This is a genomic window from Thermodesulfovibrionales bacterium (assembly GCA_035686305.1).
In the GTDB taxonomy this organism is placed as follows: Bacteria; Nitrospirota; Thermodesulfovibrionia; order Thermodesulfovibrionales; family UBA9159; genus DASRZP01.
Genome location: DASRZP010000021.1, coordinates 1 through 10,710 on the forward strand (window position 1 = coordinate 1; position 10,710 = coordinate 10,710).

8 protein-coding genes are annotated in these 10,710 nt (G+C 49.5%); 6 read left to right on the top strand and 2 right to left on the bottom strand.

Annotated elements, in window-relative coordinates; translation table 11 throughout:
- Positions 1 to 436 precede the first annotated feature (436 nt).
- Both VFG09_02230 and VFG09_02235 read right to left on the bottom strand, forming a co-directional pair.
- Positions 437 to 1,489, bottom strand: a complete 1,053-nt coding sequence (locus VFG09_02230) for a radical SAM protein (protein ID HET6513949.1) — start codon at positions 1,487 to 1,489, stop codon at positions 437 to 439.
- A 130-nt stretch (positions 1,490 to 1,619) separates the two neighbouring features.
- On the bottom strand, positions 1,620 to 4,358 hold the full coding sequence (locus tag VFG09_02235; protein HET6513950.1) for a bifunctional acetate--CoA ligase family protein/GNAT family N-acetyltransferase: 2,739 nt from the start codon (positions 4,356 to 4,358) through the stop codon (positions 1,620 to 1,622).
- 625 nt (positions 4,359 to 4,983) lie between these two features.
- On the opposite strand from VFG09_02235, the gene VFG09_02240 reads away from it, so the two are divergent.
- From VFG09_02240 to VFG09_02265, 6 genes are all read left to right on the top strand, one after another.
- On the top strand, positions 4,984 to 5,592 hold the full coding sequence (locus VFG09_02240; protein ID HET6513951.1) for a winged helix-turn-helix transcriptional regulator: 609 nt from the start codon (positions 4,984 to 4,986) through the stop codon (positions 5,590 to 5,592).
- The gene (locus VFG09_02245; protein HET6513952.1) at positions 5,589 to 6,923 is read left to right on the top strand and encodes a flippase; all 1,335 of its coding nucleotides are present in this window, start codon (positions 5,589 to 5,591) and stop codon (positions 6,921 to 6,923) included. The genes VFG09_02240 and VFG09_02245 overlap by 4 nt, the downstream gene beginning before the upstream one ends.
- Positions 6,923 to 7,573, top strand: coding sequence for a hypothetical protein (locus tag VFG09_02250; protein HET6513953.1), 651 nt, complete (start codon positions 6,923 to 6,925; stop codon positions 7,571 to 7,573). Before VFG09_02245 ends, VFG09_02250 begins: the two co-directional genes overlap by 1 nt.
- Before the next feature lie 23 nt (positions 7,574 to 7,596).
- Positions 7,597 to 8,904, top strand: coding sequence for a nucleotide sugar dehydrogenase (locus VFG09_02255; protein ID HET6513954.1), 1,308 nt, complete (start codon positions 7,597 to 7,599; stop codon positions 8,902 to 8,904).
- 3 nt (positions 8,905 to 8,907) lie between these two features.
- Complete coding sequence (locus tag VFG09_02260) at positions 8,908 to 10,125, top strand: glycosyltransferase (GenBank protein ID HET6513955.1); 1,218 nt, start codon at positions 8,908 to 8,910, stop codon at positions 10,123 to 10,125.
- A gap of 5 nt (positions 10,126 to 10,130) precedes the next feature.
- On the top strand, positions 10,131 to 10,710 hold a 580-nt coding region (locus tag VFG09_02265; GenBank protein HET6513956.1), incomplete at its 3' end, for a methyltransferase, TIGR04325 family.

Consider the following 10,710-nt stretch of genomic DNA (forward strand, 5'->3'; position numbering starts at 1 on the left):
TAATAGTCTGCACATTCTTGGCCGTCATTCCCGCGAAGGCGGGAATCCACTTTGAACAGAATGGATGCCCGACTAAGGATCTCGGGCATGACCAATAATAGGGAGCACATCTGTAAATATTATTTTGAGACTGTTAATAACATAATGCAAATTATGCAGTCGTGAAAATGTTGTGCCGACCACGGAAATGCTCAATTATATAATATCCTTCAAACTTAAAGCACTTTCTTTTGACGACTCAAATAGAAGTCTTACCGAGGGAATTCAACATCGGTTCTATCAGTGTAGTGAGTTAGAAATCCCTTTACGTTAGAAGGGTCGCAAAGGTCTTTGCGCGTCATTCCCGAGGTAGTAATCGGGAATCCATAAAGCAGTCGGCGGCATTGCTCTTTCATACCAGCAGGCGCACATTCCCGATCCTCACATTCCAGAGCCCCTATCCTCTTGCGATCCCGAGGCATTCTTCAGCCAGGGCCTTTTCGGTCATGGGCATGTCCGCCATATAGAAATGCGGATAAAAGGCGAGGAGACTGTATGGGATCGCGGGATCTATCGATGCGATGAATCGTGCAATATTTCTTATCTCAACCTCGTCTACATACCCGGGCACGAGTAGCGTGTTTGCGATGAGAAGGGGAGGGACGGTCCTCAGGCCGGTTTTCTCTCCCGCCCTTGCAAAATTCTCGAGCGTCCTTTTATTGGTATTTCCCGTCAAGACGGTGTGAAGATTGTCGTCCCATGCCTTTAAATCAAACTTAATGCAGCCACCGGAACTCAGGGCAAGTTCTGTCATCTCCGAGAGGAGCCCGGGAGCCATGGACCCGTTTGTCTCCCAGCATATCCTGAGAATCCTGCCCTTTCCGCTCTCAAGGGCCTGTCTCGATGCCCTGAGGGAAAAAGGGGCCTGTGGAGCGGGGTCGCCGCCGAAATAGCAGATGCAGGAGGTCTCTTCGTCCACCGCCGATGCGAGATCATGGGCCGAAGCTGTGTGCGGCTTGAGGGTCTCCTGTCTGAAATGCCAGTTCTGGCAAAAGAGGCAGTTGAACGAACAGGCGTGAAAGAAAACCGCGAGGTTCTTGTATCCATGTTCCGGCCCCGGACGATAGGCATATTCCGGATAGCCCGCCCCTGTTCCACCGGAACAGACCCAGTCCCCGACACAGTTCGTGGGCAGGGGGTCATGATACCATGAGAGTTTGCCTTCTTCAGGCGACACACCGGTAAGCCTTCCCCTCAGATTTCTCCTCAACCCACAGTAGCCTGTCCCGTTTTCAGGGATCCTGCATTCATTCACGCAAATCTTGCAGGGAATCCCCTGAGGGTCTTTCGGCGGTTTTTCGGGAAGTCCGAAGGCGGCCCTGCTCCGCCCATGCGCCGCCATCGCAATCGGCAGCGCCTCTCCCGGCCTCTCTCTTATACATTTGAGACAGACCCCGAGTTCCTTTGAGATGCCACGGGAAAAAGTGTCGCACAACACACACAGGGCCATATCTCATTTTAGCAGGCCCTTGGTCATTTCACTCTGACAAAGGGATATCTCTCCTTGTGATGAGACCGACTCCTGCCCGTCGGCTTTCGTTGGATTCTCCTTGATCAAGAAGGCGTATGAGATACGAATGCTACCGATCCTGGTGCGCGAGTGCGGGAAGCGCATATTTGTCGGCCGGTCCCTCCACATCGAGAACCACCCGTACCATATCTTCATCCGAGAAGACCTCTTCAAACCCACTAATCCTCGCAACATGCAACATTCTCGTATTTGTTCTCAGTATCTCCATCAAGATCTTCCTGATCCCTAACTCCCGTGCGATCCTTATGCAGTAATCGATGAGCATGGTACCGATGCCATGACCCTGCCATTCATCTGCAACGAGAATCGCCAATTCTGCTGTCTCAAGATCAGGCATTTTCATCATCCTCACGTCCGCAATCATCTGCTCCTGCCCGGGGCCTTCCTCGATAAGCGCCACAAAGGCTAATTCTCGCTCATAGTCAAGCTGGCAGTACCGGGCGAGTCTTTCGTGGGGCATGTCGGTAAGGCGCTGGTTGAACCTGAATACGATGGTTTCCTCTGACAGGGTTCTGAAGAGGCTGTAGAGGAGAGGCTCATCTTCAGGGCGTATCGGCCTTATAATGGCCGGAACCCCGTTCTCGAGGGTCGTCTTCTGGACGTATTTGAACGGATAGGGGCAAATGCAGAGATGGGGCGGACAGAGGTCACTCTTAAAATTGGTAAGGTCATGCGCCGCTTCCCGTTCGAGCAGGATGCCCGCATCGAGGATAAAACCTTCCTTGTCTGTGATGAAGAATGGGTTGATGTCGATCTCTTTAATGGACGGGAAATCGATGAGGAGATAGGAGAATCTTACCAACATCTCTTCCAAAAGTCTCAGTGTTTCTTTATGACGATCCTGGGACAGAAGGAATTTATAGATCTTTGTCTCCTCCATCAGTCGCCTCGCAAGGGTCTGGTTGAGGGGCGGCAGACCTACTGCGTAGTCGCCCAGAGTTGCAAGGAGTTCTCCCCCCATACCGAAAACAATGACCGAACCGAATGCGGGGTCTTTTTTGGCCCCGATTGCCAATTCATAACCGTACTGTGTAATCATCGGCTGGATCAGGACATGAGCTTCAGGGTCTCCGCTGGAGAGGGCCAACTCCCTGAGACTCCTGAAGGCGTCCCTGACGGAGCCCTCATCCTTGAGATTAAGGTGAACCCCTGATTTCTCTATCTTGTGAAAAACCTTTTCCGAGTCTATCTTCAGAACAACAGGGTAACCGATCTCTTCGGAAATGCGAACAACCTCCTCTTCATTCTCCGCCCTCTTCGTCGTAATGACGGGCATGCCGTAAGCCTGGAGTATTTCTTTGACCTCCTTCGAATTGAGTATCACCCTTTCTTGATCCAGGGCGCCGTCAATGATGTTCTTCGCAATTTCCCTGTCAGGGGAGAAATCCCTCAGAATTGTTTCGGGAGTTTCCTGCAGGAGTTGCAGATTATAGTCATAGCGATAGAGATAGATGAAACTTCTTACCGCCTGCTCAGGGGTGACAAAGGTCGGTATCGCCCTTTCATTCAAAAGCTCCCGGGCAGATTGCACCAGCTCACCCCCCATCCACACCGTGAATAAAGGGACATGGGGGTTCACCTGCTTTGCGGCAACGATGGCCCCCGCCGTCTCTTCGGGCTGTGCCCTGAAGTTAGGGACATGAATGACAACAAGCCCGTCCACATTGGCATCCTTGAGACAGTTTTCGACAGCTGTTTTATAGTCGGCTGGGGAAGCGCTCGTGAGGAGATTGACAGGATTCTGCACCTCCCTGACCGACGGCAGCAGTTGACGCAGGTTTCCGACGGTGTCCTCTCCGAGGACCGAGAGCTCGCCTTCCAGTTTCAGGAGAGTGTCCATCGCGATCATTGACGGGGCGCCGGCGTTGGTGATAATGGCGAGACGTTTCCCCCTGGGACGCTTTTCCTGGGCGAGGGTTTCCGCAAGATAAAAGAGGTCTAAGATCTCATCGATTCGCACTGCTCCTGCTCTTTTAAAAACTGCATCATAGATCTTGTCTTCTCCTGCAAGAACCCCGGAGTGGGTCAGGGCCGCCTGTGCCGAAATATCGAATTTCCCCGATTTGACCACCACGATGGGTTTGCTTCGTGCAAAGCTTCTGACGGCGGTCATAAATTTGCGGCCCCTCTCAATATGTTCGAGATAGAGGATGATCGCCCTGGTCTTGGGGTCTACTCCGAGAAAGTCGATGAGGTCGGGAAAACCGAGATCCAGTCTTGTGCCAAGGGAGATAATATAGCTGAAACCGAAGTTCTTGTCTATTGCCCGGTCGAGGAGCGCGCTCGTGAGTGTAGCGCTCTGAGAAATAAAGGCTGTCGTCCCACTCTTCGGCATTTTCGGAAAGAGGCTGGCGTTCAAGCTTATGCTGGGCCTTATAAAGCCCAGAGTATTCGGGCCTAGAATCCGCAAATCGTATCTCGTTAAGAGCTTCTTGATCTTGCCAGAGAAAAGCTGGTTTTCCTTATCACTAAGGCAGAAATCGGGATATATGATGGACACGCCCTTGACATTTTTTTTGCCGCACTCTTCAACGGTCGGAAGGATCTCTTCGAAGGGGACGGCAAGAATCGCAAGATCCACGCTATGGGGAATGGAGGAGAGCGTTTTGTATGCTTCAACGCCCTGTACGGATTCGGACAGGGGATTGACAGGATGGACAACCCCGCTGAACCCGTTGCCGATCATGTTTTTCAGGATGAAATACCCTGTGGATTCAGGGTCCTGACTCGCGCCGACAACCGCTATCCTTTTCGGATTAAAAAAGACTTCAAGATTTTTGATTGACATAACTATGCCCGTTCATTGCTGATGTGACTTCACGAGGATGCCTCGGCGCCTTTCGACTTTCTGACGATGCTCTTATGGAAGGCGAATCATAAGAATCAAAGCAATATGCATGTTGCCCTCTCTTCGCAGGATCCTGTCTGAAGTCCTATCTTATATTCCTATTATAACTCTTTTTTCCTTATTCGCGGTGACCACCAAGAAGAGAAGGGAAGGACAAGAATTTGATGGTTCTTCAGGGATTTGTGCGGGATAGAATGCCCTCTCTCTTGGGGAGAGGGTGTCTGAAAGGTCTCAAATCCAGGCGTTGCAACACCCTTCCCTTAATCCCCTCCCCTTGGGAGGGGGACAATAGGAGAGGCTCGCCGTCCTCATGGGAGGGCAAGTGAAAGATTTCACAGGATTCCCGGAAGAGCCAGTTTTTTAGACAGGCCCCACTTGCCATGTTATTTCTTCCTTATTGGCCGGTCGCCCGGGAAATGGCAGAGGATCAACGTTACGATCGGTATTCAAGTGGATGTCGAAACCCCTGGGTACCGCTCCGTCATGCGGGGGAAAGGCCGTCATCGAGCTTCCCGTGCTTTAAGAGTCCTTGATTCCTTTGGGATGCCTATGGTATGTTCATAGTATGAACATGAAGGCCGGCCGGGAGGATGGGGAGCCTCTGAAGTCCCTGCAGTTGCTCGATGAGCTTGCGAACAATGGCTCGATGACCCAGAGGGACCTCAGCAAGCGGCTCGGGATAGCACTCGGACTCGTCAATTCCTACATCAAGAACCTCGTCGCAAAGGGTTACGTTACCGTCAGGATGATACCTCCGAAAAGATACACCTATTACCTCACTCCAAAGGGGTTTAAGGAAAAGACCCGTCTTGCCTATGACCTCATGCAGGACTACACGAGGATCTACCGGGAGACGAGGACCAACCTGAAAGAACTGTTCGGAGAGATGCAGGGCAGCGGCGCCCGGGAAGTGGTCTTCGCAGGTGCCGACGAGATTGCGGAGATCGCGTACCTGACGCTTCAGGAGACGAAATTGAAGCTTCAGGGCGTGGTGGGCGAGGAACTGTCGGGAGCGAGTTTTTTTGGACGTGAGATAAAACCCATGGACGCCGTGGGGGGGATGGAGTATGACTTCGTCCTCGTTGCATCGTATCTTAGGAGAAACGAAATTTTTCAAGGGTTGCTAAGAAACGGGGTGAAGAGAGAAGAGATAAAGGTGATCTTTCCGCTATGAACCAAACGTGGACCAAATACCTGCCAACTTTCATCCAGCAGAAGCTGGAGGGGCGCCACGTACTGCAAAGGGCTCTCGGCAATACTGGATGGCTGTTTGCCGACCAGATCGTCCGGATGGGAGTTGGGCTCTTTGTCGGAGTCTGGGTGGCGCGCTATTTGGGGCCGGAGCGATATGGCCTTTTCAGTTATTCTGTTGCCTTTGTAACGTTATTCTCAGCTCTTGCGTCTTTAGGACTGAACGATATCGCGGTGCGGAACCTGGTCAGAACACCTGCATTGAAAAACGAGATCATCGGCACCACGTTCTTGCTCAGGATAATGAGCGCGCTTATGGTATTCGGACTGACCATGGCGGGAATTTTTATTGTTCGTCCCGCCGATACGCTGACGCATTGGCTTGTGGGAATCATAGCCGCAGGATCTATTTTCCAGGCCTTTGATGCCATCAATTTCTGGTTCCAGTCGCAAGTCTCTTCAAAGTACACTGTCTTTGCCACAAACTCTGCATTTCTCTTGGTCTCAGCGGTCAAGATAGTGCTGATTTTGAGAAATGCGCCGCTCGTTGCCTTTGCCTGGGCGGCACTGACAGAGATAGCCGTTGGCGCAGCCGGATTGGTGATCGCGTACAGGGTCACCGGGCACCGTCTGAAGGATTGGCACGCCAGCCTGACCATGGCGGCAACGCTGCTTAAGGACAGCTGGCCCTTGATATTTTCTGGGATAGTAAGCATGATTTATCTGCGTATCGACCAGGTCATGCTGGGCCAGATGAGGGGGAGCGCAGAGGTAGGTATTTATTCTGCGGCGGTGCGACTTGCTGAGGTCTGGTATTTTATTCCGATGGCGATCTATTCATCCGTGCTGCCTGGCATCGTTGAAGCCAAAGCGATCAGCGAGGATTTGTTTTACTCTCACCTGCAGAAGCTTTATAATCTGATGGCCATGATCGCCTATCTTATTGCGATACCGGTGACTTTCCTCGCGGGTTGGGTCGTGGCTGTTCTGTTTGGCCCCTCATATACGAAAGCAGGCCCGATGCTTGCTGTTTTAATATGGGCAGGGCTGTTTGTAAACCTTGGGGTTGCCCGCAGTGCATTCCTTAATACTATGAACTGGACCAAGGTCCATTTCATAACTGTTTTTCTGGGGAGCGTCACCAACGTCGTCTTGAACTTAGTGCTGATTCCCCGCTACGGTGGCATGGGGGCGTCCATTGCTTCCTGCATCGCCTATTGGGTTGCAGCGCACGGTGCATGCTTTGTCTATAGGCCACTGCATAGGACCGGGTATATGATGACAAAAGCAATATTATATCCAAAGGCTTGGTGATGAATAAGATAATAGAGGCACTCGGTGTTATTATTTTAAAAAAAATGGATTTGTACTCTTTATATTCATTAAAAAAATTTGGGCTTCTAAAGGAATATGGTTGGTTTAAAAGCTTTAAGGAGGAAATTTCCGTAGATGCAAATGGAAATCCGCTTCCATGGATCACGTACCCATCAATTGAATTTCTCAGCAAGCGTATTAATTCAAATATGTCAGTATTCGAGTATGGTAGTGGTGGTAGCACTGTCTGGTGGGCGTCACGAGTTAAGGATATTGTATCTGTCGAACATAATAAGGAGTGGTATCGAAAAACACTTACCAGTGTTCCCGTTAATGTAAAGCTTCATTATATAGAACTTGATTATGGCAGAGCTTATTCAGAGAAGATATCAGAATATAAAAATACGTTTGACATTGTCGTTATTGATGGCAGAGACCGAGTTAATTGTGCCAAGAATTCTATTGCAGCTCTTAAACCAGAGGGTGTAATTATCTGGGATAATAGTGATCGAGAGGAATACAGTGAGGGGTATCAATTCCTGCTTGAAAATGGGTTCCGGAAAATTGAGTTTATCGGTTTGGCTCCTATATGCCCTTTCAAGGCTGAAACAGCAATTTTTTATAGAACAAATAACTGTCTTGGCATTTAACGACTAAATTTAAGGGGTGGGTTGTGAAATATAAGGCAATTCAAAAAATTAAAGCCAAAGAGGCTGTTATCGGAATTTTCGGACTAGGATATGTGGGCCTTCCGTTGATGCTTCGATTTGCTGAAGCTGGCTTTCAAGTCCTCGGTTTCGATATAGACGCAAAAAAGGTCGATATGCTCAATCGCGGCATGAGCTACATAAAACACATCGGCTCAGAAAAGGTGACTCATGTATATAGCACCGGCCGTTTCAAATCAACCGTCGATTTTGCCCGGGCTGCCGAAACCGATGTCCTTATTTTGTGTGTCCCTACGCCGCTAGGAGATCACCGGGAACCGGATTTGTCATTTGTTATCAATACGATCGAATCCCTCCTGCCCTATCTAAAAAAGGGACAGCTGTTGAGCCTGGAAAGCACTACTTATCCAGGTACGACTGAGGAAGAACTCCGGCCCCGTATTGAAAAGAAAGGCTTCACAGTGGGCGAGGATATTTTCCTTATTTTTTCACCTGAACGGGAGGACCCCGGCAACCTTCGATTTACCAAGAGTTCCATCCCGAAAGTTGTTGGGGGGTCAACAGCAGCCTGCCTTGATATGGGAAGAGCTTTGTATGAAAGTATAATTGATAAAGTTGTTACCGTCTCCTCCACTCAGACGGCGGAAATGACCAAACTTCTCGAGAACATTTTTCGTGCTGTGAATATCGGTCTTGTCAATGAAATGAAGATCGTGGCCGACCGCATGGGGATTGACATCTGGGAGGTGATCGATGCCGCTGCTACCAAGCCTTTTGGATTTACACCCTTCTATCCGGGGCCTGGCCTCGGCGGACATTGCATTCCGATAGATCCATTCTACCTGACGTGGAAAGCCAAGGAATACGGTGTCGACACCCGCTTTATAGAACTCGCCGGGCAGGTCAATACGAAGATGCCTGAATGGGTTATTGGTAAGGTCATGGATGCGCTCAATGAACGCGGAAAAGCGCTCAAAGGCGCTAATATACTGGTGCTAGGGATAGCATACAAAAAAAACATTGACGATGTGCGGGAGTCACCTTCAGTCGAACTCATGGAGCTCTTAGCTGCCAAGGGGGCCCTTGTTTCTTATTCGGACCCTCACGTGCCCGTTTTCCCGAAGATGCGCAAACACCGATTCGACCTCAAATCAATTGATATTTCTTCGGAGCAGCTTTCGTGTGTAGATTGTGTGTTAATTTCGACTGATCACGACGCATTCGATTACGAATCTATTCTAAAGCATAGCAGGTTGATAGTTGATACCCGCGGCAGGTATCGTCAAGTATACAGCAATCTGGTCAAGGCTTAAAACGTGAAACTTCTTAAAGTAACCACCTATTATCCGAGTTATTTGAGGGATTTTTATAGCAAGAATCCATGGCTTACGGATAAATCATTTATCGAGCAGCAAGCTGCCTTTGCTTATGATGCATTCGGCTGGGCCGATTATTGGACGCACGCATTAACTCCTCTTGGTTACAATGTGATGGAAATTACATACAATGCGGAGCCTATGCAGCGTGCGTGGGCAAAGGAAAATTCCATTCCCGATCCAATGGGGATTGACTTGAATAAGATTGCACTTGCTCAGGCAAAAAGCTTCAGACCTGACATCTTATGGTTTGATGATTCTAATAACGCTTTATTACAGGCAATAAAATCCGAAGTACCGTCTATTAGATTCGTGTTGGGCTGGGTAGGGAGCGCGCTTCCGAGAACAGAAGCATGGCATCACATGGATATCATTCTGTCATGCGCGCCTGAATCAGTTGAACATCTTAAAAAGAAAGGGTATCGCGCTGCACACTTACATCATGGCTTTGATCCTAGAATCAATAGCCGCCTCAAAAATGGACCGAAGCAAATAAATTTTTCGTTTATCGGTCAGCTTGTTCGTTTAAATCAATTTCATATGGAACGCGAGCGTTTACTTGAGCAATTGGCAACACATATAGGCATAGATATTTTTTCTCCAAGTGCCGATCTCGGCTGGAAAGATGACGTTAAGGCGCTGTTGACGGCGGGCGCCTACGGCGGGATGAAAGTTCTCAAGGCCGTTGGTATTCCTGAATCTGCGTTGCGGGCTTTGCCGATAATCGGAAGAACGATAGACTTGCCTTCAAAACCGCTGTCACCGGTGAACCCGATTCTGAAACCATTTTTAAAATCCGCGGTTTTTGGTCTAGACATGTTTCAGGTTTTGCGTACTTCCAGGATAACTCTTAATATCCATGCCGATTCATCACCACGGTTCGCTTCAAACATGCGGCTCTTTGAAACAACCGGCGTCGGCACCTGCATGGTTACGGACTGGAAGAGCAACTTGCCGGATTTATTCGAACCCGATAAAGAAGCGGTCACGTACAAAACAACGGATGAATGCCTTGAAAAAGTTGCCTGGCTGCTGGACCACCCGAGGGAGCGCGAGGAGATAGCACGAGCTGGGCAGTCGCGAACCATGCGGGCGCATACTTTCGCTCAGCGGGCGCTCCTTTTGAATGAAATCATTCATAAACAGATGAGGGCGTAATCTGAATGAAGTTTGCGAAAAACATAAAACGCTTTGTGCCTCCTGTTATGGCAGATCTAGTGGCTCAGGCGTTCACTAGTCCTGTCTTTTCAGGCAACTACCGAACATGGGAGGAAGCGCAACTCGCATCAACGAGCTACGATTCAGACGTGATCCTGAATAAGGTCAAGGACGCCCTGCTCAAGGTGAAGAATGGCGAAGCCGTTTATGAGCGGGATTCTGTCCTTTTCGACAAGGTTCAGTATTCCTGGCCTTTGCTGGCCGGACTTTTATGGGTCGCTTCGCGGGAGGACAACAGACTGAACCTGATCGATTTCGGCGGATCGCTCGGGAGCAGCTATTATCAGAATAAGAAATTTCTGGAGCATTTGCCTGAGTTGAAATGGAGCATTGTCGAGCAGGAGAAATTTGTTGAATGCGGGAAACAATATTTCGAGGACGAGCACGTTAGGTTCTATCATGATCTGAATGCGTGCATAGAGGAGCGTCATCCTGACGCGATACTCTTTTCGAGTGTCATCCAGTACCTGGAAAAGCCGTACGGCCTGTTGGCGGATGTCCTGAATCAAGGATTCGCCTATATTC

What these genes read in the sequence shown, in the direction of transcription:
- VFG09_02245 (HET6513952.1), top strand. Translation starts at nt 5,589, where the DNA reads ATGAACCAAACGTGGACCAAATACCTGCCAACTTTCATCCAGCAGAAG.
- VFG09_02250 (HET6513953.1), top strand. Translation starts at nt 6,923, where the DNA reads ATGAATAAGATAATAGAGGCACTCGGTGTTATTATTTTAAAAAAAATG.
- VFG09_02235 (HET6513950.1), bottom strand. Translation starts at nt 4,358, where the DNA reads ATGTCAATCAAAAATCTTGAAGTCTTTTTTAATCCGAAAAGGATAGCG.
- VFG09_02230 (HET6513949.1), bottom strand. Translation starts at nt 1,489, where the DNA reads ATGGCCCTGTGTGTGTTGTGCGACACTTTTTCCCGTGGCATCTCAAAG.
- VFG09_02240 (HET6513951.1), top strand. Translation starts at nt 4,984, where the DNA reads ATGAACATGAAGGCCGGCCGGGAGGATGGGGAGCCTCTGAAGTCCCTG.